Annotated in this window: 26 protein-coding genes and 4 tRNA genes; 18 read left to right on the plus strand and 12 right to left on the minus strand. The window is 37.7% G+C overall.

Translation table 11 applies throughout. The features are described 5' to 3' along the window. Positions 1–19: 19 nt before the first annotated feature. From ACWIUO_RS02945 to ACWIUO_RS02960, 4 genes are read right to left on the minus strand one after another with little or no spacing between them, the layout of a single operon-like run. Positions 20–1,210, minus strand: a complete 1,191-nt coding sequence (locus ACWIUO_RS02945; RefSeq protein ID WP_454176450.1) for a hypothetical protein — start codon at positions 1,208–1,210, stop codon at positions 20–22. Continuing rightward, entirely contained in the window at positions 1,207–1,395 is a 189-nt protein-coding gene (locus tag ACWIUO_RS02950; RefSeq protein ID WP_454176451.1) for a hypothetical protein, read from the minus strand. The genes ACWIUO_RS02945 and ACWIUO_RS02950 overlap by 4 nt, the downstream gene beginning before the upstream one ends. A 9-nt stretch (positions 1,396–1,404) precedes the next feature. Next, positions 1,405–2,325 carry a hypothetical protein gene (locus ACWIUO_RS02955; RefSeq protein WP_454176452.1) on the minus strand — a complete coding sequence of 307 codons (921 nt, stop codon included), beginning with the start codon at positions 2,323–2,325 and terminating at the stop codon, positions 1,405–1,407. Positions 2,326–2,360: 35 nt separating this feature from the next. Next, positions 2,361–4,154 carry a mechanosensitive ion channel domain-containing protein gene (locus tag ACWIUO_RS02960; protein ID WP_454176453.1) on the minus strand — a complete coding sequence of 598 codons (1,794 nt, stop codon included), beginning with the start codon at positions 4,152–4,154 and terminating at the stop codon, positions 2,361–2,363. Between the two features lie 279 nt (positions 4,155–4,433). Here ACWIUO_RS02960 and ACWIUO_RS02965 point away from each other — a divergent pair, with 279 nt between their 5' ends. Next, the gene (locus ACWIUO_RS02965; protein WP_454176454.1) at positions 4,434–5,462 is read left to right on the plus strand and encodes a hypothetical protein; all 1,029 of its coding nucleotides are present in this window, start codon (positions 4,434–4,436) and stop codon (positions 5,460–5,462) included. A gap of 191 nt (positions 5,463–5,653) precedes the next feature. Continuing rightward, positions 5,654–6,418 (plus strand): pyruvate formate-lyase-activating protein, encoded by a 765-nt coding sequence (gene pflA / locus ACWIUO_RS02970; protein WP_454176455.1) that lies wholly within the window; start codon positions 5,654–5,656, stop codon positions 6,416–6,418. 230 nt (positions 6,419–6,648) lie between these two features. Here the strand turns inward: pflA and ACWIUO_RS02975 are convergent, their stop codons facing one another. From ACWIUO_RS02975 to ppk2, 3 genes are all read right to left on the minus strand, one after another. Further along, positions 6,649–7,407, minus strand: a complete 759-nt coding sequence (locus ACWIUO_RS02975; protein ID WP_454176456.1) for an outer membrane beta-barrel protein — start codon at positions 7,405–7,407, stop codon at positions 6,649–6,651. Positions 7,408–7,522: 115 nt separating this feature from the next. Then, on the minus strand, positions 7,523–7,657 hold the full coding sequence (locus tag ACWIUO_RS02980; protein ID WP_454176457.1) for a hypothetical protein: 135 nt from the start codon (positions 7,655–7,657) through the stop codon (positions 7,523–7,525). A 131-nt stretch (positions 7,658–7,788) separates the two neighbouring features. Then, positions 7,789–8,631 (minus strand): polyphosphate kinase 2, encoded by an 843-nt coding sequence (ppk2, locus tag ACWIUO_RS02985; protein WP_454176458.1) that lies wholly within the window; start codon positions 8,629–8,631, stop codon positions 7,789–7,791. 206 nt (positions 8,632–8,837) lie between these two features. On the opposite strand from ppk2, the gene ACWIUO_RS02990 reads away from it, so the two are divergent. From ACWIUO_RS02990 to tcuB, 9 genes are all read left to right on the plus strand, one after another. Beyond that, positions 8,838–9,590, plus strand: a complete 753-nt coding sequence (locus ACWIUO_RS02990) for a CinA family protein (RefSeq protein WP_454176459.1) — start codon at positions 8,838–8,840, stop codon at positions 9,588–9,590. A gap of 328 nt (positions 9,591–9,918) precedes the next feature. After that, positions 9,919–9,994 (plus strand) — tRNA-Lys (locus ACWIUO_RS02995). Positions 9,995–10,008: 14 nt separating this feature from the next. Then, positions 10,009–10,083: transfer RNA gene (locus ACWIUO_RS03000), tRNA-Glu, on the plus strand. A gap of 35 nt (positions 10,084–10,118) precedes the next feature. Continuing rightward, positions 10,119–10,194, plus strand: a tRNA-Val gene (locus tag ACWIUO_RS03005). 73 nt (positions 10,195–10,267) lie between these two features. Next, positions 10,268–10,344 (plus strand) — tRNA-Asp (locus tag ACWIUO_RS03010). 399 nt (positions 10,345–10,743) lie between these two features. Next, a complete protein-coding gene (locus tag ACWIUO_RS03015; RefSeq protein WP_454176460.1) occupies positions 10,744–10,944 on the plus strand; it encodes a hypothetical protein in 201 nt (66 codons plus the stop codon). Positions 10,945–10,967: 23 nt separating this feature from the next. Then, a complete protein-coding gene (gene tcuC, locus ACWIUO_RS03020) occupies positions 10,968–12,053 on the plus strand; it encodes a tricarballylate/proton symporter TcuC (protein ID WP_454176461.1) in 1,086 nt (361 codons plus the stop codon). Between the two features lie 103 nt (positions 12,054–12,156). After that, the gene (gene tcuA / locus ACWIUO_RS03025; RefSeq protein ID WP_454176462.1) at positions 12,157–13,593 is read left to right on the plus strand and encodes an FAD-dependent tricarballylate dehydrogenase TcuA; all 1,437 of its coding nucleotides are present in this window, start codon (positions 12,157–12,159) and stop codon (positions 13,591–13,593) included. A gap of 24 nt (positions 13,594–13,617) precedes the next feature. Then, entirely contained in the window at positions 13,618–14,814 is a 1,197-nt protein-coding gene (gene tcuB, locus ACWIUO_RS03030) for a tricarballylate utilization 4Fe-4S protein TcuB (RefSeq protein ID WP_454176463.1), read from the plus strand. A 7-nt stretch (positions 14,815–14,821) separates the two neighbouring features. Here the strand turns inward: tcuB and ACWIUO_RS03035 are convergent, their stop codons facing one another. After that, positions 14,822–15,943 (minus strand): Gfo/Idh/MocA family protein, encoded by a 1,122-nt coding sequence (locus tag ACWIUO_RS03035; protein WP_454176464.1) that lies wholly within the window; start codon positions 15,941–15,943, stop codon positions 14,822–14,824. A 343-nt stretch (positions 15,944–16,286) separates the two neighbouring features. Between ACWIUO_RS03035 and ACWIUO_RS03040 the strand changes: the two genes are divergently transcribed. The 6 genes from ACWIUO_RS03040 to ACWIUO_RS03065 all read left to right on the plus strand — a co-directional run bounded on the left by ACWIUO_RS03040 (position 16,287) and on the right by ACWIUO_RS03065 (position 23,207). Further along, positions 16,287–17,768: an MATE family efflux transporter gene (locus ACWIUO_RS03040; RefSeq protein WP_454176465.1), complete on the plus strand. Its 1,482-nt coding sequence runs from the start codon at positions 16,287–16,289 to the stop codon at positions 17,766–17,768. Next, on the plus strand, positions 17,761–18,804 hold the full coding sequence (locus ACWIUO_RS03045) for an HAD family hydrolase (protein WP_454176466.1): 1,044 nt from the start codon (positions 17,761–17,763) through the stop codon (positions 18,802–18,804). Before ACWIUO_RS03040 ends, ACWIUO_RS03045 begins: the two co-directional genes overlap by 8 nt. 53 nt (positions 18,805–18,857) lie before the next feature. Then, positions 18,858–19,988 carry a hypothetical protein gene (locus tag ACWIUO_RS03050; protein ID WP_454176467.1) on the plus strand — a complete coding sequence of 377 codons (1,131 nt, stop codon included), beginning with the start codon at positions 18,858–18,860 and terminating at the stop codon, positions 19,986–19,988. A gap of 544 nt (positions 19,989–20,532) precedes the next feature. Beyond that, positions 20,533–21,723, plus strand: coding sequence for a DUF91 domain-containing protein (locus ACWIUO_RS03055; protein ID WP_454176468.1), 1,191 nt, complete (start codon positions 20,533–20,535; stop codon positions 21,721–21,723). A 49-nt stretch (positions 21,724–21,772) separates the two neighbouring features. Next, positions 21,773–22,858 carry a DegT/DnrJ/EryC1/StrS family aminotransferase gene (locus tag ACWIUO_RS03060; RefSeq protein WP_454176469.1) on the plus strand — a complete coding sequence of 362 codons (1,086 nt, stop codon included), beginning with the start codon at positions 21,773–21,775 and terminating at the stop codon, positions 22,856–22,858. Further along, positions 22,848–23,207, plus strand: coding sequence for a glycosyltransferase family 2 protein (locus tag ACWIUO_RS03065; protein WP_454176470.1), 360 nt, complete (start codon positions 22,848–22,850; stop codon positions 23,205–23,207). The genes ACWIUO_RS03060 and ACWIUO_RS03065 overlap by 11 nt, the downstream gene beginning before the upstream one ends. A 191-nt stretch (positions 23,208–23,398) precedes the next feature. Here the strand turns inward: ACWIUO_RS03065 and ACWIUO_RS03070 are convergent, their stop codons facing one another. From ACWIUO_RS03070 to ACWIUO_RS03085, 4 genes are all read right to left on the minus strand, one after another. Further along, on the minus strand, positions 23,399–23,659 hold the full coding sequence (locus ACWIUO_RS03070; RefSeq protein ID WP_454176471.1) for an iron-containing alcohol dehydrogenase: 261 nt from the start codon (positions 23,657–23,659) through the stop codon (positions 23,399–23,401). Between the two features lie 42 nt (positions 23,660–23,701). After that, a complete protein-coding gene (locus tag ACWIUO_RS03075; protein ID WP_454176472.1) occupies positions 23,702–23,908 on the minus strand; it encodes a hypothetical protein in 207 nt (68 codons plus the stop codon). Beyond that, positions 23,868–24,164, minus strand: coding sequence for a thiamine pyrophosphate-dependent enzyme (locus tag ACWIUO_RS03080; RefSeq protein ID WP_454176473.1), 297 nt, complete (start codon positions 24,162–24,164; stop codon positions 23,868–23,870). Before ACWIUO_RS03080 ends, ACWIUO_RS03075 begins: the two co-directional genes overlap by 41 nt. Before the next feature lie 146 nt (positions 24,165–24,310). Then, the gene (locus ACWIUO_RS03085) at positions 24,311–24,592 is read right to left on the minus strand and encodes a hypothetical protein (protein WP_454176474.1); all 282 of its coding nucleotides are present in this window, start codon (positions 24,590–24,592) and stop codon (positions 24,311–24,313) included. Between the two features lie 281 nt (positions 24,593–24,873). Between ACWIUO_RS03085 and ACWIUO_RS03090 the strand changes: the two genes are divergently transcribed. Further along, complete coding sequence (locus ACWIUO_RS03090; protein ID WP_454176475.1) at positions 24,874–26,778, plus strand: ATP-dependent nuclease; 1,905 nt, start codon at positions 24,874–24,876, stop codon at positions 26,776–26,778. The last annotated feature ends 1 nt before the right edge of the window (position 26,779 follow it).

A 26,779-nucleotide genomic window follows, 5' to 3' on the forward strand; every position in this document is an offset into this window, starting at 1 on the left:
AATCCACTCTTTCCTTTTGCTATTTTTTCTTAGATTTTTTTGACTTTTTGGTTGTCTTGCTAGATTTTTGTGTTTTTTTGCTTTTGCTTTTTTGACTTTTTGTGGTTTTTGCCTTGCCATCTTTTTTAGATTTTTTTGTGCTAGATTTTGTCTTTTTATCTACGCTTTTTATGGCTTCGCTAGCAGAGCCTTTGTTTTTTAGATTCTTTTTAGTGTTTTCATCTAGTCGTCCATCGTTATATTTGCCACTTGTTTTAGATTTGTTATCCCCTTTTAGTCGTTTTCTTGTGTCTTTGTCCATACTTAAGTCATTATACTTATCACTTGTTTTTGCTTTATTATCGCCACGCAATTTTTTCCTTGTCTCCGTATCCATACTCAAATCATTATATTTATCGCTAGTCTTTGCTTTGTTATCGCCTTTTAGTTTTTTGCGCGTGTCTTTATCCATACTCAAGTCTGTGTATTTATCGCTTGTTTTAGCCTTTGTGTCGCCTTTTAAGTGTGTTTTGTCTGCTACACCTAGCTCATTATACTTGCCTGAAGTCTTTGCCTGTGTGTCGCCACCTAGATTGGTTTTATCCGCCACACCCAAATCATTATATTTACTATGGCTTTTTGCCTGCGTATCGCCTTTTAGGTGGGTTTTATCCGCTACGCCTAGCTCGTTATATTTATTGCTGGTCTTGGCTTGATTCTCGCCTTTTAGCTGTGCTTTGGTGTCCTTATCCATTCGCAAATCATTATACTTGCTATCAGTATTTGCCCCATTATTGCCTTTTAGATTTTGCTTTGTGTCTTTGTCCATCCGCAAGTCGTTATATTTATCACTTGTTTTTGCTTTATTGTCCCCTTTTAGCTGTGTCTTTGTGTCTTTATCCATTCTAAAATCATTATATTTATCGCTAGTCTTTGCTTTATTATCGCCTATATTTTTTTGCTTACTCATAGCCCCGCTTGCACACATTTTTTTGTCATAGTCAAATTTCCCCTTAGAGCCTTTGGAAAAAGTGATTTTTTTATTTTCATATTCGATTACGATTTTGTCTAATATATCGCAATAATCAGATTTTGGGTATTTCTCCATAAGCGCGGTTTTGAACTCTTGATAGTCCATATCTAGCGCGCCTTTTGATTTAGAAAATGTCGTAATAAGCCCAAATTCATACATATTTTGCAATCCCTTAAAATGGCGTTGTTGGACTATCATTTATATCGCTTTAGTATTGCGTGAAATCGTTTGAGGATTTTTGGTGATTTTTTCATTTGGCAAAGTGGCAAATCTTGGTGGCTAGATTTGGTTAGATTTTTAGCTAGATTGTGTGGCATTTTGGGTGTGATTTTGCCAAAATCAAGCCCCAAACAAAATCCATAACCCACCTTTATTGCTTGCATTATTTGCATTTATGATTTATCTTTTTTAGATTTTTTAGTCGTGGCTTTGTCGCTTATTTCTTGTTTTTGAGATTTTGCTTTCTTTTCCTCTTTTTCCCTTTTCTTTTTGTCTTTTTTGCTTTCTTCTTGTATGTATCTTTGTGAGCTAGCGTTAAACTTATCCAAATCATAATCTTTGCGCTTTTTATACCCGGGGTCGCCTACTTTTTGGTATTTATAATAATCATAGTCTAGCTCTTCTTGGGAATTGTTTTTTAGATTTTTTTTCATCTCTGCGTCAAGCTGTGCGTCATTATACTTGGTGTTTGTTTTTGCCTGCGTATCGCCTTTTAGGTTGGTTTTGTCCGCTATGCTAGGCTCGTTATACTTGCTACTTGTTTTAGCCTGTGTGTCTCCACCTAGATTTGCTTTATCCGCTACGCTAATGTCATTATACTTGCTATTTATCTTTGCTTGATTCTCGCCTTTTAGCTGTGCTTTGGTGTCTTTATCCATACTCAAGCTATCATACCTATCGCTAGTTCTTGCTTTATTATCCCCTCTTAGATTTTGCTTTGTGTCTTTGTCTATGGCAAAATCTTTATATTTATCGCCCGTTGTGGCTTTGTTTTCGCCACTTAGATTTTGCTTTGTCCCCTTATCGATTGCTAAGTCATTATACTTATCACTTGTTTTTGCTTTTATGTCGCCTACATTTTTATCCCTGCTAGCAGCACCGCTTTTGCACATTTTTTGGTCGTATTTAAACTTCCCCTTAGAGCCACCTGTAAATTTAATCTTTTTGCTGTCATATTCGATTACGATTTTGTCTAAAATCTCGCAATAATCCGCATTTGGATACTTCTCTATAAGCGCGGTTTTAAACTCCTGATAATCCATCGCCACACCGGGTGTTTTTGAAAAAGTCGTAATTAGCCCAAACTCATACATAATCTAGCTCCTTTTTTACTCCGTTTTTATGTTTTCTACTCTTTTGGAATCTCTTTAGATTCTACGCAATCGCTTTTTTTCTTATCCCCAAATCCATCATTGCCCGTTTGGACAAACTTAGTCGTATCATAGGCGATAAAAATATCTGGCTCTGCTAGAAGTGCGCGGATAATCTCTAGCGAAATGCTAGAGCGCAAAGCAAGTGTGGCGTAAGAATTTGTCTGATACCATACAGAGATTTTCACGCCATTTGGCTCGATAAAACTATACACACGCACATCAAGATTTGCATTTCGTAGCGAATATCTATCGCGCATTTGATTTACGCTTTTTTTGCTGATTTGCGTGTAGCCACGCGAGTATTTTACCACAATATCGCTTGCTATGTGCGTAGCTTTTGGTAGATTTGAATCAAAAGTGATACAAAAATCTATCCCGTCCCACACCGTTTGCATACCGCTGTGCGTGTAGTTTGCTATCATATTTGTGAAAACATAATTATTTGGGATAAATACGATTCTGCCTGCCCTGCGATTTTCTCGGTATGAAGTGAGCGTTACATCTTCATAGATAGTGATACGCAATGCTGAAATATCTAGCACATCGCCTACATAGGTGCTACCATCTTTTTGGATTCGTATCCTATCGCCTACATGCACACTCCCGCTAAGCACAATCACAAACCACCCAAGCAAACTCATAAACAAATCTTTCATCGCAATCGCAAGCCCCGCTGATGCAAAACCTAGCACCGCGACAAGATAAGTTACATTTTCTAAATACCCAAAAAGCAGGATAAAAATGATAATGGTGAAATTAAAAAAGTTTATGATTTTGCTAGCGGTGTAAGCCCTTTCATTGTGTGCGATATATCTGCGAACGATGATTTTTAGCACAAGGGCTATGCAAATGCTAATAAAAATCGCCAAAGCAATATAGCCTAGCTTTAAGACTTGTTTTTTGATTGCGCCATAGATTTCATTATGGATTTCATCGTATTTTTTGCCATAGACTTCTACGCTTGTTTTTAGCACATTTTGCGCGCTTTGAAATTCTAGTAGTTGGATTTGGGTGGAGTAGATATTGTTGCTTAGCTCTTTTGCTTTGTTTTTTTCTTTATTTTTGTCTTGGGATTTTTTTTGCAACTCAAGCAACAAATCGTGCTTTTGAGAAATAAGCAAGATTAGCTCATCAAGGGATTTTTTGCTAGATTCTAGTGAGGCTTTGGAGGCGTTTAGGGATTTGACAAAAGAGATTCCGCTAATGATTGCAAAGGGGTTTGTGATGTTTGGGATTTCGGGGATTTCTGGCTTTTGGATAATGTCTGCAAAAGGGTCGCTTTTGTCTTTTAGTAGCTCTAGTTGCCTTTGCAATGTCTCTATGGTGTGTTTTTTTTGGTTTATGGATTCTTTGTCGGTGTTTGTTTTTTGGAGAGATAGCACTTCGCTTGAGAGAGAATCTATCTCCCTAGCGATTCGCATATAATCCGCATAATCAGCATATCTTTTTAGCCAAATGCTATCATTTTTTGCCAAAGCAGATTCTATCGCTTCAAGTTTTGCTTTTATGTCTTTTGTGGTGGATTTTGGGCTATTTTGTGGATTTTGCAAATTTTGTGAAGTTTGTGGATTTTGCAAAGAAGTTGGATTTTGCGCTTTTTGGGTAGTGCTATCCCCAAAAAGTGGCAAAATCATTGCACCTAGCGACACGCAGGCACAAAAAAACATTTTTTCTACAAAGCGGACAAATCTAGCACTAAATGTTTGTTTTTGCCATACAAAGCGATTAAAATCTTTGCCCTTTATTTTGCCCTCAATATTGCTTGCCACAATGTCTCCTTCAAATCCTGCGAAAATCCTGCCAAAATCTTGCAAAAAATTCTGCCAAAATCTTTTAAAAATTTTTTCAAAATCTTGCCAACCACGATTTTTATCCCAAATCCTAACTAAGCCAAAAGCCACCAAAAGCAACATAAACACCCGTGATTATAGCCTAAAAGCAATAATTACGCACAAAACTTCAAAAACTTAAATGCAACTTTGATATAATCCACATTTTTAAATGATTTTATGCTTTTTGCCCTATTTTATAAACATTTAAGGACATAAATGCGCTCTATCAAAACATTTTTGTGGCTATGTGTGCTAGCTATACACGCACCCCATCTAGTCGCCTCTAGCCAACATAGCACAAAAATAAATAGCCCAAAATCTACCACCATATTTCAAAACATATCCCTTGATAGCAACTCCACTAAAAACACAAGTCTAGCCACTTCGTTTGGGACGGATTTAGAGCCATATCCTAGCTCGCTTGGGATTGGCTATGTGCATAGCTTTATGCAAACGCGCACATTTAGTATCCAAACTATCGGCACACAGCTACAATACACCCGCTCTAATCCCAAATATCGCGGAGTGTATAGCCTAAATCTAGCCCACTCATCGCTAAAACCAAAAAGCGCAAGCAATGCCACCGAAGAAGCCCTGCATATCGGGCTTTTTAGCGCGTTTGATATAGGGTTTGCAAATAGTGAAAAAGGCGGGATTTTGCTAGGGGTAGAGGGGGGCATAGGTAGTGGCATAGCAAAAGAGGCAAATAATGGATTTGATGAAAGCTCTTTGCTACTAAATGCTGACATAGGCTATATTTTAAAGCTAGGCGCGCTAAAAAATGCCTTCCATCACGACACTCACGACACTCACGACACTTTTGACAAACAAAACGCTACTAAAACGCGTAATTTGTGGCTATCAAACTTGCTGATATATCCTTATTTGCGTTTGGAGCAGTATATGTTTTTGCCTCACACAAAATCTAGCAAAGATAGATTTGATTATGGACTAAATGGCATACTAGGCGTAAAATTTATCGGGGATTTTAGGGCGTTTGATTGGTGGGTAAATCTTGGGATTTTGAGCGATTTTAATGCCTCTGGTAATGGCATAGGCGTGCTTGGGGATAACTCTATCGTGTATGACAAAGATGGAATCTCAAATGGGATTTTAAGCGATATAGGGCTAAATATACTAAATAACCGCTCTTTTGCCCTGCAAGGGCGATTTAGCATAAACTACGCGCTAAATTACTACGAGCTAAATCTAAAAGGCTCTTTAGTCGCTCTGTGGCAGTTTTAGGGGATTTTGGGCTTAATTATGAGGATTTCGCAAGCATAAAAAGCAAAATCTAATTCCACGCAAAAATTATGCTAAAAATAACTTAATCCACCTTAATCCACTTTGCTAGAATCTAAGTTGCCTTGAGATTTTACCAACGCAAAGATATGCTAAAATCGCGTCTAAATTTTCAAACTTAGGGTGTTTAGGCATTGAAAACAATCATTTTGCAAGATTTTTTGAATCGTTATAAAGACATAAAAGCCCGCGTGCATTCGTTTGAGAGCTTTGGCGGGAGCGATGGTCCGGGTGTGCGCTTCGTGCTATTTTTGCAGGGCTGTCGCTTGCGCTGTTTATACTGCCACAACCCTGATACTTGGGACACACACAGCGGAAGTGAGATGAATCTCAAAGATATTTTAAAAAAGATTATCCCTCACAAGCGATTTTATCAAAACGGCGGGGTTAGTATATCAGGGGGCGAGCCGCTGCTACAAAGCGAGTTTTTATACGATTTTTTAGTCGCGCTTAAATGGCTTGGATTTCACACCGCGATTGATACGAGCGGGAGTGTCGCTATAAAAAAGTCGAAAAAGTGCATAGATGAGGCAAGTATGCTTCTGCTAGATATTAAGGAAGTAGATGAGCGCGATTGTGTGGGATTAACGGGGGCTAGCGGGGCAAATACGCTAAAGACGCTTCACTACTGCGAGGAGGTGGGCAAGCCCGTGTGGGTGCGCTATGTCTGCGTGCCAGAGCACACTTTGCAACCGCATAAAATCCACGCATTAGGCGAGCTACTGCGTCCATTGCAATGCGTGCAAAAAGTGCAACTCCTGCCCTTTCATCAGCTAGGCGCGCACAAATACGAGCAACTAGGCTTGCACTACCAGCTAGCGCATCTCCCCACGCCCACAAATGAAGCAATGCAAGAGGCAAAAGAGATTCTCTCTCACTATGGTTTAGCTCTTGGATAAACGCGCTAAAAATTGCTAAGTTTTTTTAAAAAAACTGCTATTTTGCACGCAGTTTGCACACAAAGTGATTTTTAAATAGTCTTGCCAAAAAAATACTTGCTAGCAAAATCTAGGAAAAAATCTTAGCAAAAATCTTTATCCAACAATTATCTAAGCACATTTCAAATCGCGCTTGCAAAAGCGCAATAAAAAGCCACAAAACGCCAAAATCTTAGCAAAATCTTAGCGCATTAAAAATTCCACAACAATCTAGCAGAAATGCTGTAAGTCTCTTGCATTTGAAGTTTTGAGTATGTGCCACCATAGCTTACATCAAATATATTTGTTTTTACAAACGGGATACGAGCAGCCACTTCTAGCCCTAAATGCTGTGCGATATTTGAGCGCAATCCTACATTTAGCCCGACATCAAATCCTGTGTAATTTACTTCTACGCCATTAGATTCTAGTGTATCATACAATTCTTTGCTCTGTCCTGTAAAAAGCCAAGTCTGCCCACCTGCTCCAAGCCCTACAAACGCACCAAAATCAACATAATTTGTAGCGACAAAATTTGCTAGCAAATCCACATTTGCACCATAATTTAGCCGATAGAGGTATTCGCCTTGGTCTTTTGGCTGTGTAACGCTTGCGTTAAGATAAGCGCGGATACCAAAGTATTTGACAAAAAATTTGTTATATCCCCACAATATCCCATACTTAAATCCTTTTTTCTTATCCTCGCCACTTCCTTGATGCGTGTTGGCGATAGCTTTGACCTCGCCCGCCCCTAGCTCTATACCTATAAATGAACCACTGCGCTCATAAGGTGGCTCATAATATGAATGCTTTTTGGGAGGGGTTGTAGGGGGGTTGGTTGATTTAGTCGGCTGATTTGGTGTCGTAGATTGTGCGGGAGGATTTGTAGTCGTGTCATTTGTTGTGCTAGGTTGTGTAGCGTTGTCCTTTTTTGCCTGCTCTACTTGCTTTTGTAGCTCTAAAAGTCGCAACTCTTTTTCTAATGCTTGGATTTGCTCATCGGTGTTTTGGGCTTGAAGCGGGGGAAATAATGCTAGTGATAAAGCTAGCCAAAAAATTAGAGAGGTGCTATAAAAAGCTAGGCTTTTACGAGAGAGAGAGAGAGAGAGGTTTTTTGCGCAAAATCTTGTGGCTTTGCATTTTGGTTTGGCTAGATTTTAGCGTGTTTTGGCTAGATTCTAGGTTAGATTCTAGTGGATTTAAGTAGGTTGCTTGTGTCATTTTGACTCCTTTGTGTAAGAAAATTAAATCTAGGATTAAACCAAAGAAAAAATAACGACAAAACAACAGCCACTAGAAAATCTAGTGGCGTATCAAAAAGCCTTTTTATGTGGCTTTTGGCATAAGCCCTTTTATGCTTGTGGAGCTTGAGAGTATGGGTGAAGTATCGCAGGGTCGGGGAGCAAGCACACAGCAGATGGGTCTTTGCCCTCGTAGTCGATTTTGCTTAGCAGGTCGCGGGCTAGATTGATTCTAGCTGCTTTTTTGTCATTAGAATCCACAATAATCCACGGCGCATAAGGCGTATGCGTGCGTGAAAACATCTTTTCAAACACCGCCGTGTATTCATTCCACAAATCTAGCGATTTAGAATCTATCGGGCTTAGTTTCCACATTCTAAGCGGGTCGGTTTTGCGCCGTTTGATGCGGAATTTTTGCTCATCGCGTGAAACATCTAAGAAATACTTAAATATCATTGTCCCGCTTGCGATAAGCATTTGCTCAAGGCTTGAGACTTGGTAGATAAATTGGCGATACTCTTCAGGCGTGCAAAATCCCATCACTCTCTCCACGCCCGCGCGGTTATACCAGCTTCTATCAAAAAACACGATTTCCCCACCGCTTGGCAGAGAGCCTATGTAGCGCGTGAAATACCATTGGGTTTTTTCTACCTCTGTGGGCTTAGCAAGCGCGACAATGCGGAATCCACGCTGATTTAGATGCTCGGTCAAAGCCTTTATCGTCCCGCCTTTGCCCGCCGCATCGCGCCCTTCTAGGATAATGACAATCTTTTTGTTGTTTTTCTTTACCCAATTTTGAAGTTTAAGTAGCTCGACTTGGAGTTTTTGGATTTCGTTTTCATAAAACTCCCTTTTTAGACGCCCCGTTTTTTTCTTAAAAATATCTTTGGCGTTTGCCTTTATGGTCTCTGGGCGAATAGTAATCGCCTTTTTTGTCTCTTTTTTTTCAGACATAGCATTCTCCTCACGAAGTGAAATTTAAGATACAAAACAAATGATAAAAAAAATAACTTAAAATAGACTTTAAATTTTTAAATTTTTCGTTAAAATATCGCGTTTTTTACCAAAATAAACAAAATATACGCTTTTTTGGATTTTGGCAAAAAGTAGAGAATGCTGATAATTTTATGGAAATTTTAAACATTAAAGAGAGAAAAATAATGCAAAATCAAACACATTTTAATACTTCTAAAAACAACGAAAATCCTCTCAACAAAAACACTCTCCACAAAAACCCTATCCATAAACAAAATCTTGGCAAAATCTACTTTCTAAATATGGACATAGCAAGTGCGATTACGCTATGTGGGGATATGCTAGAAAAATGCAATCTTAGGGCTAAGGAAGATAATGAGATATGTGCTAGCATTTTTGGTGATGAAAAAGATTTTGACAAATTTGTCGCGTGGTGCAAGGGATTTTTTGGCTCAAATGTCGTTTTTGGCGACTCGCTAGAATCCATCGCTATTGCTAGACTAAAATCAAAAGGGCTTTTGTGCGCCACAGCAGAGAGTTGCACAGGTGGGCTTTTGGCATATCATTTCACGCGCAATGCGGGGGTGTCTCAAGTATTTTTGGGTGGCGTAGTAAGCTATGATAATGCGATAAAACAACGCATTTTAGGCGTTAGAGAATCTAGTTTGGAGGATTTTGGCGCAGTAAGCGAGCAAGTAGTAAGCCAAATGCTATGTGGGGCTTTGGAGCGATTTGGCGCGCAAGTCGCACTAGCTAGCTCTGGCATAGCAGGTCCTAGCGGGGGCAATGCTCAAAAACCCGTAGGAACGGTGTTTTTAGGAGCGCAAGTAGCGGGAGAAAAACCACTCATAGAGCAACATTTTTTTGCAGGCACTAGAATCCAAATCCAAGAACAATCCTGCCAAAAAGCCCTAGAAATGCTACTAAAAATCATCTAACCCCTTGACAAAATAAGACAAAAAACAATATAATCGCGTTTTGCTTTTTTGGATTTTGCTTTATTTTGCTTTTTGATTTTGGATTCAAAGTTGGCTTGAGTTTTGCTTAGATTTTAGCTGTTTTTGCAAGATTTATGTCAATCATAGAAAGTAGCAAAGTGTGGCGAGTGTAGCCACAAAAGTAGCGACAAAAAAAGCAAAGTGTTTTTTTAAATCTTTTCTAAATGTGATTTTGCAAGCATTTTGTAGTATTTGCAAATAGCGTTTGTAGGCATTATTTTAGAAAAGTGTTTCTTTGATTTATTTTAGATTCTAGTGATTTTATGCTGACCCGCTAGCTCAGTTGGTAGAGCAATTCCCTTTTAAGGAATGGGCCGTTGGTTCGAATCCAACGCGGGTCACCATTTGAATAAGTTGTGGCCCCTTCATCTAGTGGTTAGGATACCACCCTTTCACGGTGGCTACAGGGGTTCAAATCCCCTAGGGGTCACCACTTTTTCATTTCCTTCTTTTTCTTTATAAATCGCTGGTCGCTTAGCTCAGTTGGTAGAGCGCCACCCTTACAAGGTGGATGTCATAAGTTCGAGCCTTATAGCGACCACCACGATTTAGCGACTCTTTTATTTTCTTTTGTGTTTTATCTTTGTCTTTGGCAGATACACACAAGCATAATGGTTGCAGCGGTAGTTCAGCTGGTTAGAATGCCGCCCTGTCACGGCGGAGGTCGCGGGTTCGAGCCCCGTCCGCTGCGCCACTTTATCTTTTGATTTTGCGCTCTTAAATGATTTTTGTTGATTGTTTTTGTGCTTTGATAAAAAAACCCTCACTTCTAAAATCTAACTTAATGTAAAATCTAAAAACCTCAACACATTCTTAGGTTTTGCATTCATAGATTCTAAAAAACTAAAATCTAAAAAATTACTACCCATTATTCCGCTATATTTTTTCTTATTTTTACTATAAAAACAAAAAAATAAACACAAATACAAATTTAAATTGTAAAATAAGCCCCTGCTTTGTCTTCTAAACAAATCACAGCAACTAACCAAAAACGCCAAACAAGGCGACTGCAAAGCAGAGCAAAAAGGCAAATAGACAAAATCTACTTGCTTTTTTTGCGCAAAAACCACAACAACTACACAATGAGTAATAAATGTTTTCCCAAAAAGCAAAGCAAGATGCTAAAAATATCTGCAAAGTAGCAGGTGGCAATTTCTTAGAAATGTATGATTTTGCCGTGTATGGATTTTATGCAGCTATCATCGCTAAAGTCTTTTTCCCAGCGGAGAGTGAGTTTGTCTCTATTTTGCAGAGTTTTGTCGCATTTGGATTAGGTTTTCTTATGCGTCTCTAGGCTCGATTTTGCTAGGTGCGTATATGGACAAGCACGGACGCAAACAAGGGCTTATGCTTACTTTGTCGATAATGGCAGCAGGCACGCTAATAATCGCTCTTTGTCCGGGCTATGATACTATCGGCTTTTTTGCCCCGCTTATCGTAGTGATTGGCAGGCTTTTGCAAGGATTTAGCGCGGGCGCAGAAGTAGGCGGTGCTAGCGTGTATCTATCCGAAATCGCCCCCAAACATTTACGCGGATTTTATGTGTCTTGGCAAAGTGGCTCTCAACAAATCGCTACGATTTTCGCAGGGGCGATAGGAATCGCGCTTCACTACTTCATAGGCGATGCGCTTGTGGAGGCTTGGGGGTGGAGAGTGCCTTTTATCATCGGTTGTCTTGTGATTCCATTTATCATTTATATTCGTAGGACGCTAGATGAGACGCCAGAGTTTAAAGATAAGCTAAGCAAGCACAACGCAGGCAAAAATATCGGTGCGATTGTCAAAAATATGCTTGAAAACTACCCTATTATCATTCTAGGCATTATGTTTGTGATGATGACGACAGTTACATTTTATTTCATCACTTCTTACACCCCAACTTATGTCAAAAATATCCTAAATTTCACGCGACTTGATGGCTTTATCGTTACGGCGATTGTGGGCGTTAGCAATCTTTTTTGGCTACCTGTGTCAGGGTTTTTGGGGGACAAAATCGGTCGCAAACCGATTTTGCTAACAATGACATTTTTAGGAATGATTAGCGCGTATCCTATGCTAACTTTCCTTGTAAATAATGTCTCTTTTACCAATCTAGTGCTAGTTGAGCTATGGTTTAGCTTTATTTTTGGCGCGTATAATGGCGCGATGATAGTCTCTCTATCAGAGATAATGCCAAAGCAAGTCAAAGCTCTTGGATTTTCATTTTCTTATTCGCTAGCGGTTGCGATTTTTGGCGGATTTACCCCCACTATGGCAACTATCCTAATACAATACACAGGAAACAAAGCTAGCCCTGCATTGTGGCTTAGTTTTGCTGCGATTTGCTCATTTATTTCGGCATTGATTCTATTTAAAAAAGGTGGAATCTATGAGCGAAACAACCCAAAAACCCCCACAGAATAACTGCCAAATGCCAAACTTGCTTTTATAGATTTTAGGCAAAATCTATAAACGCAAGCAAAAATCAATAATGCCATAGCGATAATGCGATATGTAAGGAGAGAAAATGGAATCTAGGGATTTTGACATAGTAGTCATCGGTGGAGGCAATGCCGCGTTATGCGCTGCGATAAGTGCAAAGGAGCAAGATTCTAGCTTAAAAATCGCCCTGCTAGAGAGCTCGCCTAAAAAATGGCGCGGCGGCAACTCCCAGCACACGCGAAATCTACGCTCTATGCACGATGCCCCAACAGATGTGCTTACCTCTACTTATAGCGAAGATGAGTTTTTTGATGATGTTTTTAAGGTTACCAAAGGGCAGACAAATGAAAAATACGCCCGCTTTGTCATCTCAAAAACCCCTCAAATCGTAGAATGGGCTAAAAAAAATGGCGTTAGATTCCAGCCATCTATGCGAGGCACACTCCATCTTGGGCGCACAAATGCGTTTTTTTTGGGCGGGGGCAAAAGCCTAGTAAATGCCTACTATCACACCGCAGAAAATCTAGGGATAGAGATTTTTTATGAGTATGAGGCATTGGAGCTAAAATCTAATTCTAGTGAAAATATAAGCGAAGTGCTAGTCCTTGACAAAGTGCAAAATACACAAATTAGATTCCACGCAAAAGCCTTTGTAATCGCAAGTGGAGGCTTTGAGTCAAACTTAGAAATGCTTGAAAATGCGTGGGGAGAATGCGCTAGAAATTTTATCATTCGTGGGACAAAGTTTAATCAAGGCAAAATGCTAAACGCCCTAAAAAATATCAATGCCAAAATCATAGGCGACCCCACACAAGGGCATATGGTAGCCATAGACGCGCGCACGCCCAAATATGACGGGGGTATCGCTTCAAGGGTAGATTGTGTATCGCTTGGAATCGTAGTAAATTCTGCGGGAAAAAGATTTTATGATGAGGGGGAGGATTTTTGGCCCAAAAGATATGCGATATGGGGGCGACTAGTGGCACAGCAAGAGGGGCAAATCGCGTATTCTATCACGGATTCTAAAGTCCAAAGCGCGTATATGCCATCACTCTTTCCGCCTATCGTAGCGGATTCTATCCCTAGTCTTGCAAGCAAGATAAATAATGACAAAAATCTATCTATGAGCATCGATGAAAAAGAGCTAGAAAACACTATCAAAGAATATAACCAAAAAGTCATAGATGGCGAGTTTAACCACACAATACAGGATAATTGCCACACGCAAGGGCTACGCATCGAAAAAACACATTGGGCGTTAAAAATCGATACCCCGCCGTATTATTGCTATCCGTTGCGCCCGGGGGTAACATTCACTTATATGGGCGTCAAAGTCAATATGGATGGGCAAGTGCATAAAGATGATGATTCGCTCTTTGGCAATCTTTTTGCCGCAGGGGAGATAATGGCAGGAAATATCCTCACACAAGGCTATGTAGCTGGATTTGGTATGAGTATCGGCTCGGTTTTTGGGCGACTATGCGGGGAGGGTGCTGCAAAAGTCGCCCTAACACACAAATAAAACAACGCAACAAAAGGACGCACAATGCAAGAATCTAACAAAATCACATTTAACAAAACCATAGGCATAAGCGCATTTCACAAACTAGAATCTAGCCAACATACAAAATGGCAAACAACCCCGCTAGATTTAGCCACAAAGCAGCACTACACTGACGCTTTGCAATCGTGCATAATCTGCAATTCTTGTCGCTATTGCGAGGGATTGTGCGCGGTATTTCCTGCGATGGAAAAAAAGCGAGAATTTGATTTGCGTGATATGGACTATCTAGCAAATCTTTGTCATCAATGTAGCGAATGCTTTTATGACTGCCAATACGCCCCGCCACACGAGTTTAATGTCTCTATCCCACAGCAGTTTGCCACTATCCGCCAAGAGAGCTACAAAAAATACGCATTTTTAGGTTTTTTAAGTCGTGCGTTTGATAAAAATGCTTTTCTTACAAGCGTAGTTTTATTGTTTGCGCTATTTTTAGGATTTGTGCTTGCAAGCGGTTTTGAATACGCTAGCATAAGCCATAGGGGCGATTTTTTTGCGGTGATTCCTTATGACTATATGGTAGGTGTTTTTGGGGTTGTGGGGGCTTTTAGCTGTTTGGCTTTGGCGGTTAGCTCTGTTAGATTTGCCAAGTCGATAGATTTGCCAAAAGTGCCTATAAAAGCGATTTTGCAAAGCATAAAAAATACGATTTTTTTAAAATATTTAGGTGGGCACAAAGATGAGGGTTGCACCTACCCACACGACAAGCGAACAAACATACGCAAAATCTATCATCACTTAACCGCCTACGGATTTTTGTTTTGCTTTATAGCGACAAATTTAGGCGCAGTTTGGACGCATTGTTTAGGTTTGCACGCCCCGTATGACTTTACCCAAGCCCCCAAAATCTTTGGCTTTATAGGCGGGATAATGCTATGCGTTGGCACGATAGGACTACTTTTTGCCAAAATCGAAGCAGATGAGGAAATCAAAGATAAAAACTCCATCTCGATGGATTACGCACTTATTGTTATGCTTTTTGTATCTAGTTTTAGCGGGCTAGCCCTTATGGTGCTAAAAGAGACTTTTTTGATTTCATATATGCTATATTTTCATCTAAGTAGCGTGCTAGCGTTTTTTGTGATGATGCCTTATTCTAAATTTGTGCATATTTTTTATCGCTTCATCGCATTGCTAAAATACAATACTGATGAGTTTCATACCCAAATAGAGCATAAATAAATAGATTTTAGCCTTGATTTTTGGGGCAAATCCGCTCTAGCGCGTCTAGCACGCGTAGCGTATGTTTTTGTAGCCATTTATCACTGCCTCCACTTCGTATCTGCGCAAAAAAAGCGCGGATAGAAGCATCAAGTGGCAACTCCTCATCTATGCTAGGATAGCTTACTTCTCCTAGATGATAGCGCACCATTTTTTGGTATAGAGAGGATTTCTCTACGCTATCACTCACCACCACCCCACAATCAAAAAGCGCGATTTTTTGTGCCTTTGTCTCATCATAAATCGCGCTTTTTTTCGTCCCGCCTATCATTATTTCGCGCGATTTTATAGGCGATAGCCACGAAGCGGTAATATTTGCGCTAAATGTCTTGCACTCTAGCTGTATATTTGCCAATGCCTCAAACCCCTGATAACATTTGCAATGCACGCTATGTGATAAAATCTCTAGCCCAAAAAGAAAATCTAAAATACTTAAATCGTGCAATGCCAAATCCCACACCACATTTACGCTATTTTGGAAAAGCCCTAGATTGATTCTGCGCGCCTCCACATAGAGTATCTCACCAAAGCTAGCTAGATTTTGTTTTAGCCATTTCACCGCAGGAGAATACAAAAAAATATGGTCGCAATGAAGTGTTAGATTTTGGCTTTTTGCTAGCGAATAAAGTGCGTGTGCGTCTTTTTTGCTTGTGGCTAGTGGCTTTTCTACAAATGTATGTTTGCCCGCTTGCAATGCCAAAGAAGCAAGGGCAAAATGCGTATCTGGTGGCGTGATGATAAAAACCGCTTCTATCTGTTTATCGTGCAAAATCTCTTCATAAGAGTTGTATGCCTTGATAGATATTTTAGAATCTAGCAAGTTTTTTGGATTTTGATATGGGCTTTGCAAATTATCCAAATTTTTTGGGGCATTAGATTTTGCTTTGATAGATTTTAGGGTAGCAAAATCTTTTAGCGCGTTTTGAGTCTGTACTTTGTCGCTATCATACACACCTTTTAGGCAAAATCTATGCTGATTGCAAAGCGCTTTTAGCACATTTCTACCCCAATACCCATACCCTACAATCGCACATTTAATGGGCATTTTTGCTGTTTTTTTTGTTTTTTTATGGTTAGTTTGCTGTGTCATTACACATTCCTTAATAATCCTTATAAAGCACAAAATATGAGGCAAAATTTTTTTATTTTACAACACACATTTACAATGGACATTTGCAACTCACATTTAAAACACGCATTTGCAACTCACAAAAGACAAAATCAAAATTTTACCAACATTTAAGCACATTACAAATCAACAAAATCATAAAATCATAGAATCAACAACGCTAGAAATAATATTATTAGCGTTCATTTTTAGAGTTTTGGTTATAATTTGACAAACCTAGCGCATATATTAGCTCACATATCAGCGCATATTGGCGTGCATATCGTTTGGCTTGCTTAAAGCCATACAAAAAGGGACACACATAATGAATACAACTCATAGCACAGAGCAAACAGATTTTCACAAAAACGCGCAACCCCCCGCCCCAAAATCTAAAATCGATTTAAAAACAGATTCTATCCCTAGATTATTTTTTTACTACTTTATCCCTGCACTTCTTGCGATGCTAGCACTCTCTACATATTCCACGGTAGATGGCATATTTGTCGGCAAAAAGGTAGGCGAAAATGGCTTGGCTGCGATTGGCATTTGCTGGCCTATTTTCCCTGCTTTTATTGCGTATGAATTGTTGTTTGGATTTGGTGGAGCGGCGATTGTGGGGTATTTTTTGGGCAAAGACCACGGATATAGGGCTAGGCTTGTTTTTTGTTCGATTTTTTATTTTGTGGCGATTAGCTCGGTGCTTATTGGCATAGTTGGATTTTGCTTTGCAGATTCTATCATCACCGCACTCACAGCGGATAAACCCATCTCAAGCGAGATAAAAGAGCTTGCCTTTAGCTACATTCGCATTATTTTTATCGGCACGCCTATGTTGATTTTGCACCCATTATGCGATATTTTTGTCATCAATGACAAACGCCCCATTCTTGCTAGCATTGCGATGATAGTAGGCTCTGCTAGCAATATCGCGCTAAATTATGTATTTTTATTTGTATGCGATATGGGGATAGAAGGTAGCGCACTTGCCACAGTTAGCGCACATACGATAGGTTTTATCGTGCTTGTTAGTCATTTTTTCTTGCGCAAAGGCAAGTTGTTTTTTATCCCTAGATTTTCCTTTGCTGCGATTATCTCTTCATCAAAAAGCGGTATCCCAGAGAGTGTCTCTGAAGCCTCTGCTGCGGTGGTAATGCTACTTTTTAATGTAACACTTCTCCAAATCGCAGGCGATGAGGGGGTAAAAATTTATAGCATTATGATGTATTGTGGAATCGTGTTTTTTACGATTTTGCTATCCATATCTCAAGCCCTCCAACCAATCGCTAGCTTTAACTACGGGGCTGGGAATTTTGATAGACTTAAAAAAGCATTTGTTTTTGCCTGCTTTATGGTGGTAACCATAGGCTTATGTATATACGCGCTTTTTTATGGATTTGATAGGCATTTAGTGGAGCTATTTTTGCAAAAAGAATCACTAGATTTTGCAAATGCGTCAAATAATGCCCTGCTAGAAAAAACTATCAACGCTATGAATGTGTATTATGCGGGGTATGTTATTTTTGGGATAAATATCGTATGTGCGATATTTTTGCAATCCGTGCAACGCACGCTAAGCTCTTTTATCATTACGATTTGTTATACGATTTTGTTTTTGGCGATTTTGCTGCCTACGCTAAGTCATATCTATGGCATAGGGGGTGCGTGGGCTAGCTATCCATTGTCCCAAGCGTGCGCGTTTGTAGTGGCGTTTGTAGTGATGTGCTATGAGTGGAGGTATGGCATTTTTTCAGGTAGCATTCCTAGCGGTGCGACATTATGGAAAAGGAGAAAAAATTATGCCTAGTATTTTAGATAAGTTTTTAAGCAACAAAAATGCGAAAAATAATGAGGCAAAAAACATTGCTAAAAATCCAAAAGATGAGGGTTTGCAAGAAAATTTAAAAGAGGGTTTGAAAAATACTTTCAAAGAGGGTTTGCAACAAGATTTAAAAAAAGATTTTAGGCAAGATTTTGCACCAAAAATAAGCCAAAATCTAAACCAAAATCCAAGCGATAAAATCCCGCAAGATACATTTGAGCTATCCCCTGAAAATATGCCAAAATCTACAAATGAAAAAATCGAGCTAAAGCCTGATATGCCCTCCCAAAATCCTAAAAACGATACCTCAAAAATCATCGCTCATCAAAATCCCCTGCCACAAAATCCAAATGATAAAAACGCGCATACCACCCAAGAAAAAAAGATTATTTTATTTGATTTAGATGGGACACTTTTAGATTCTTTGGAGGGAATCTATGCGAGCTTTTGCAGGGCGTGTGAGGAAGAAGAGGGGATAAAATCACGCACCCCAAGCATAGAAGAAGTGCGAAAAATGATAGGGTTGCCTTTGGGGGAAATGTTTTTGCGCGTAGGCTATGAGGAGAGCGAAATCCAATCGCGCATAACGCGCTACAAAAACCACTACCGCAGAATCTGCATAGAGCAATCTAGGCTATATCCACAAGTGCGAGAAGCATTGATAATGGCAAGTAAGTTTGCAAATCTAGGTGTAGTAACGACAAAGACAGGGCTTTATTCAAAGCAGATTTTGGAGAATTTTGAGCTGTTAAAATATATTAGTGTAGTCATCGGTATCGAAGATGTAAGCGAGCCAAAACCTGATGCAGAGCCGATTTTGCGTGCGCTTAGCCTGCTACCTATCACGCCTAAGCAAAAAGTATATATGATAGGCGATACCATACTAGACATACAATCCGCCAAAAACGCAGGGGTAAATGCACTATGGGTGCGCTGTGGCTATGGGGAGCATTTGGAGGGGGAGGCGGACAAAAGTTTTGATACCGTGTATGAAGCAGTGTCTTATATAAAAGATATATAGCTAGCAAGACTACATACGCCAATCATCACAACAAAATCACAAAATCTAATCAAATGTTTGAAAACAATATCTTGTATGAAAAGAGTAAATACACAAACCTACTCCCCCGCTCATATCCCCAAAAAGACACGCCCCTACTGCTATATGGTCCTCCAAAAAGTGGCAAAACCTCCCTTGCTTTGCAATACGCTAAAATCGCAAAAAATCCTGTGTTTATTGATTGTGCGGATATGAGATTTAGCACGCAGGAGGCAAAGACAGATTTGCTAAAACTATTTTTAGAAAAAGGTTTTGATTTGCTTGTGGTGGATAATTATGGAAAAGGGCTAACCTTGCCAAATTTTAGCAATATCATTTTAATCACAAATATGCCTTTTTCTAGCGATTTTCGCACAAAAAATGCAAACGATTTGAATAAGTCGCTTGCATCGCCACAAGAAAAAATGCAACAAGAAATGATTTTGCCCCTTAGCTTTAGGGAATTTGTAAGTTTTAGCAAGACGCAAAGATTAGAGGGGATTTTTTCGACATTTTTAAAAAGTGGTAATTTACCTGAAATGCCTTTTTTGCTAGAATCAAAACATTCTGCTAGAAACCAAGAAATAATCCGCCTAGCATACCCAAGACATACCGAGATTTTTTTAGAGTTGGTTGGATTTCAAGGGAGGGTATTTAGCACGCTAGGACTTCTAGCCAAGCTAAAACCATATTTTAAAACCTCCAAAGACACGGTTTATGCTTTTGTAGAAAATCTAAAATCACAGGGTAGTATTTTTTTGCTCCCGCATAGTGATTTTTCTAGTGGTGCAAAATCTAAACTATATTTGTATAATTTTGCCCTGCCTTATAGCATCATAAAAACGCCAAATTTTCAGCATATATTTGAAAATATGATATTTTGTGAATTGCTAATCAAATATGGTGCGTTTGGCTATGCTTTTGACTCAAAAAATAAGCATTCTAAAAATATCATAAATTACAATGATGAGTGTGATTTTTTGATAAATGATATTGCGTATTTGGCGATGCCTTTCCCCAATGAAACGCTACTAAAAGCAAGGCTTGATAAGCTAACAAACGCGTATAAAAAAATCATCGTTATCAGCATAGAGCATAGCCAAAAACACAAAGACTATGAAATCCAAAGTTTTATCGATTTTGCACTTGATGATGAGGGATTGTAGTTACAAAAAATTGTAGTAGTTTGTGGCACGATTTATGCGATACGCACGCGCAATACATTCGATACGAAGCATACACTACTGATAATCATTAAACAAATTTAGAGATATAGCAACAGCATAGATTCTTAAACTTTTTTGATTTGATTTTGTATCCTTTTCCTTGTAAAAACATACGATAATAGCAAAATCCGATTCGCATTATTTCTTATCATTTCCAAAACAAGAGTTGTATATTATCGATGACTTTTGCTAGGGAAGCTGGATAATAAAAGTTGGCGCATCCGCTAATGTAGCCATCGAATCTGTGCTACTTGTGTATAAATACGCTTTTTACGCGCTTGGTTTTACAAAAGCGCATTTTGATGTCCGCAAAGACAATGTCAAAGTCTGTGCTTTTTTACAAATGATTTGTTGCAAAAGAAGTGGGCGAGTAATGAAAAAGATGTGTTTTATAGATTTTGCAGAGAGGATTATGAGATAGTTAAAGGGAAATTTAGGAAGTTTATTGTATAACTTTAATTTTCAGAAATTAGGGGATTAAAAAATGACAACTCATGTTTTCATTGTTGATGCGACAACTTTTAAATATCACTTGGAATACCAATTTGTTGGTACTGGCAAAGGAGATGATAGCGTAGATTTCAACGGTAGTCCCAATACAAGACATTCGCCACAAACGGAAAATATTCTTGTAGAAATGATTGCAGATTTTACTAGAATTCAAGTTGGTGATTTAGTAATTTTTTATTTACAGCAAGATTCCAAACAAGATATTTATGAAGGTAAATTTTATGGAGTTTTTAGAATTGCAAATCTAGTATTTTTGGATAATAATGATGGACAACAATATTTAAAAAACGAACTTCAAAAATCATTGATATTTCGTTGTTTAATAGAGCCGTTTGAAGTTTATTCTATTGGAGTTACAGAGTGGGAAGCACTTGATGAGATTCAATTTATTTATTCACCAAACCAAATGTTGTGGAGCTTGATTTACAGAAAGCTTAAAGGTAATCGTGGAAATACAATGGTTACTATGTTTGAAAGCGATAGACTTATTGGGTTAATAAGAGCTAAAAATCAAGGACAACGACTAGCAGGGCAAAATTTTACCTTTAATGCAAACTTACAAACAATTGTTCCTTGTCAATGTCAATACAATTATATTGGCAGACAGCAAACTATTGATATTTTGCCACGATTGATTCAAAAATATCGTAATGGCAATCAATTTGAGGCACATTTGCAGGCATACATTTTGCAAAATTTTAAAGATTTTGGTAACCAAATTGGAATTCTTAATTTTTCGCAAAACGAACTTTTGGAGTGGCTTGGCAATGAAGTAAGTTGCGGTGTAGGAATGCAAAAGATTGATATAATGGCTTCTATATGGTTGGGTAACTTTAGTTATGGAAAAGTCATTCCCATAGAATTGAAATCGACTTGCGTCTATCCAGATATACTATCACAAATACAAAGATATATTAAATGGATTCAACAATATTATTTTCATACGCTACCAAATGGGCTACCATACGAATATTATACACAATACAAAATGTATTATATTCAACCTATAATCGTTTGTAGAAAAGCACAAACTAATAATGAGTTAACAAAACAAGATGAATTTCGTAGAGAGTGCAATAAATTCTACAAGCGGAATAACATCTCAATTTCTTATGTAGAATTTACAACCAAGAACGATGAAATTTGCTTTGAGAGAATATTCTAACTTAAACATACAACAAATTGATATAACAAAAAAAAGGATAAAACAATCAATGCTCAAATTCCTAGACCTACAAAAGATAAACAACCGCTTTCGCGCAGAGATAGATTCTAGAATCAAGGCTGTGCTTGATAGTGGCTGGTATTTAGAGGGCAAAGAAAATGAAACCTTTGCGCAAAACTTCGCAAAATTTTGTGGCACAAAGTTCGCTCTTGGCGTGGCAAATGGGCTTGACGCGATAAATCTCATCATTCGCGCTTATGGATTTGGCGCAGACGATGAAATCATCGTGCCATCAAACACCTACATAGCCACGATTTTAGCCGTGTCGCAAAATGGTTGCACGCCAGTGCTAGTCGAGCCAGACATAGACACTTACAACATAAACCCCGATTTAATCGAATCAAAAATCACACCCAAAACAAAGGCTATCATAGTCGTGCATCTCTACGGGCAAGCCGTGCAAATGGAGAAAATTTGGGCGTTAGCGCAAAAATACAACCTAAAAATCATCGAAGATTGCGCCCAAGCACACGGCGCGATATATCAAGGCAAAAGAGTGGGGAATCTAGGCGATGCGGGTGCATTTTCGTTTTATCCGGGTAAAAATCTAGGTGCATTAGGCGATGGCGGAGGAATCACTACAAATGACGAAGCCCTTTTTGCCAAAGTCAAAGCTATCGCCAACTACGGGTCAGATAGAAAATATCATCACATTTATAAAGGCGTAAATTCTAGACTTGATGAGATGCAAGCGGCGGTTTTGGATATAAAACTCGCGCATTTAGACGCAGATAATGCCAAACGGCGTGAGATAGCCAAAATCTACCGCGAATCTATCACAAATCCTAAAATCATCTTGCCAAAGGTGTATGATGAAAATGCTTGTGTGTGGCATTGCTTTGTGGTGCGCACAGAGAAGCGCGATGAATTTCAGGCGTATTTGAGCGAAAATGGGGTGCAAACTATCATTCATTACCCTACGCCCCCGCACAAACAAGGCGCGTATAAAGAGTGGGAAAATCACAGCTATCCCATAAGTGAGGAAATCCACCGCACTATCATCAGTATGCCCATCTCGCCTGTGATGAATGATGAGGAAGTAGCAAAAGTCGTGGAGGTGGTAAATGACTACTAGTCCAAAAGTCTCTATCGCACTTATTACTTACAATCAGCAAGATTATGTGGGAATGGCTATTGAGAGTATTTTAAATCAAACTTATCAAAATTTTGAGATTATCGTGGGCGATGATAGCTCCACCGATGAGACGGCTAATGTTGTAAAATCTTATAAAGATAAGCGAATCAAATATTTTAAGACGGATTATAATATAGGCATAAATGGGAATTTAAATCTTGCAACAAGTAAAGCAACGGGCGATTATATTGTTTTATTGCTGGTAATAAATAAATTGAGGACAAATTATTTAGAACGCGTAGTAGATTGTTGTGATAAAATGAGGGATGTTAATATATTATATTCATAGCTTACCTTATCGATAAAGATGATGATTATATTAATGAGAAAGATAAGTATTTTAGCAAACTTTTATATGATAAAACAAAAGAGGAAATATATTTACATAGCTTTTATTAGCGAAAATATCTTAAAATCGCTAGAGAAAATGGCAGTAGAGGCAATATTTCCAATTTCATACTCGTTTTGGAATTATCAAAATTATATGATGCATATTGATATACTCGCATTTATCTCCTGCAAATGCTTTAACTGCGGATTTGGCAAAATCTCATCGACAATGCCGACAAGTTGCGTCCCTAGCGCGTTTGCGATTTTTTCACTTAACCCCCTTTTGCTAAATCCCTTGCTTGTAACTAGCAAAAATCGCGCATCTTGCGAACGATTTGCCACGCCTTTAACCGACTCTAAATAATCCACGCCAAAGCGGATTTTTACGGGATTAAAATAAGTAAATTGCATTTTTTTCCTTTAAAATAGCCTAAATTTAACGCGCTTTAAAATTTAAACTTCTTTATCATTTAGCCACGCGCTAAATCTTTGTGCCACTTGCTTTGGCGTGATTTTGGGGCGTCCTAAATCCTTTTTGCTCCCCTTTGCAATATCAAGGTAAATAAAATACGCCCCGCCATTTTGCGCCTCCAAAAACTCCCCCAAAATCGCGCTAAATTCATCTAAATCTCTTGCCTTTTTTTGCCACTGCGTAGCCACAAGATTTTGCGATTGCCACAAAATCTACAAATGGCGAGAGATTGAACTGCCCGCCTGTGCTATCGTGGCTTTGATTATCTAGTAAAATATGGCAGAAATTGCCCTTGTTTGCGAGATTTGTATAATACGCATTGCCGACAAGTGTGCCAAGTCGCATTAAAAGTGCGCTATCGCCATCGATGGCTATGACTTTTTTGTGTGATTTTAGCGCGATTCCAAGCCCTAACGCGCTTACACAGCCCATAGAGCCTACCATATAGAGCTGATTTTCTTTGTCGCCTAGCTCGTAGAGCTCGCGCCCACATTTGCCTGTGGTAGCAAGTAGGGCGCAATTTTTCCCTAAATTTTGAATGATTTCTAAGGCTTGTAAGCGTGTGGGTTTTGTGCTTTGTGCGTTGTCTTTTAGCGATAAATCTGGGAGTTTGCCACTCGCTTCGTCAATCCGTAGGATTTGTGAGCGAAGCGAGCAACCATAGACAAATCAGTCTTATTTCCTCGCTCGTGGCTACACAACCCCGATTTCTCATCTAAAATACTTCCGCGCAGGGTATTTGTATGTAAAGTTTTATGTATATCAGATTCTGTATTTTTAAAATTTAAATCCAGCGGATTATTTATCAGCACGACTTTTTTAAAGCAATGATTTCGCACGATAAAAAAGAAACTTTTATTAGATTTAAGCACCACTTTTTTGCTGGTCCGTAGTTCATATATGGTAGGCGTTTGTAAGAAGCGATTGCCTTGTCTTTATCGTTTGGTATGGCGAGGAAATATACACGCTACAGCATAAATCCTCTAAATGATTAACAATATTTTAAAATTATACAAAATTTTTGTTAATTTTGCACTTACTCTATAGTTTATGTTATAATACTGTGCAAAATTGTGTGCTGTATTTCTTGGCATTAGCGCAAATGTTTTTTAATTTACATAAAAAATAAAATTAAGAAAGGATTTTATAGACAATGATTAAATTAGAAAAAGTAGAAATTTATAAATATAAAAGCATTGAATCTGCTCAATCTTTTGATGTAGGAGATAAAATTACAATACTTGTTGGAATGAACGAATCTGGTAAAACAAATATACTTGAAGCTTTAGCTAAAGTTAATTATTTTAACGATGATAAAAGTTTTCAATTTGATAAAACACATGATTATCCAAGAAAGGAACTAAAACAAAATAAAAACGAATTTCCAGTAGCGGTTACTTGTTTTTATAGCGTATCAAAAAAATTGCAAAAAGAAATTTATGATAATTTGAGAATTGATAAATTTTCTATAGAAAAGTTTTCTTATACAAAAGATTATAACAATAATGTTAGTTATGATGGGATAAATATTGATGATAAAGAATTTATAGAACAATACTTAAAAGATTTTAATGGAAAAGTTGAAACAACTATTTATACCGATATGCTAAATATTAAAAATATTCAAGACATTGATTCTGCTATTGAAAAAGTAAAAAACATAGAAAACAATGAGGAATTACTAAAGTCTCTCGAATATTTAAAAAATATGTATGAATATCAATCTGACAATCCTATAACTCAATATGTTATTAAAAAATGGATAGAACCAAAATTGCCCAAATTCCTTTACTATGACGAATATTATAGTTTGCCAGCAAGAGTAAGTATTGAAAGCCTACAAAAAGAGAAATTAGAAAATGAAGAACTAAAAACAGCAAAAGCGCTTTTTGAACTTGCAGAAATTGATATTGATACTATTGTAAAATCTAACAATTTTGAAGAATTTAATGCGGAACTGGAAGCAACACAATTATTAATTACCAAAGAAATATTTAAATTTTGGGATACAAACAAAAACTTACAAATTAGATTTAAAATAGAGCCAAAATTAGAGCAGAATAATCATATCTTGAATATAAGAGTTGAAAATACAGATAAAGGTGTTTCTTTGCCGTTAGATAAGAGAAGCAAAGGATTTAACTGGTTTTTTTCATTTTTAGTGTGGTTTAAAAAAATACAAGAGGATAAAAATAGTCAATATATTCTGCTTTTGGATGAACCTGGATTAAATTTACATGCAATGGCACAAGGAAATCTATTAACTTTTTTAGAAGAGTTATCAGAAAATTATCAAATCATTTATACTACGCATTCTCCATTTATGATAGATTCCAATCATTTAGATAGGGTTTATACTATATATGAAACAAAAGAAGGTTCTATTATTTCTGATTCGGTTCAGCAAAAAGATGCTAATACATTATTTCCATTACAAGCTGCATTAGGATATACTATAGCGCAAAATCTTTTTGTTAATAAAAATAATTTAGTTGTCGAGGGTATATCAGATTTAGTCTATTTAAATTACATGTCTTCATTATTAAAGGAAAATAACAAAGAGGGATTAAATGAAGATATTGTCATAGTTCCTGTTGGCGGAGCTGATAAAGTTTCGGCGTTTATATCTTTAATGAGAGGAAACGAGTTAAATATAGTATGCTTACTTGATAATTTTACCGAACAAAAACCTAAAGCTAATGTCGATAATCTTGTTAAAAATAAGATTATCAAACAAAAGAATTTAAAATTTTACAGCGATTTTGTTGATGATTTAGATATAGCTAATATCGAAGATATTTTTTCTATAAAAGACTATCTTAATTTATTTAATGAGGAATTTAAAGAATATAATGATATTAATGAAAGCAATATAGACAAATCAAAGACTATACTTGATTCTATTAACAAAATTATTAATAAAGAAAGATTTAATCATTATAGACCTGCCAAGTTATTGGTTTCAAAAGGATTAAAAATAAATGATTTTGAAGAAAATACAATTAATAGATTTGAAAAAATGTTTATAGAAATAAATAATATTTTTAAAAAATATTAGG

The organism is Helicobacter sp. T3_23-1056, from assembly GCF_053654535.1.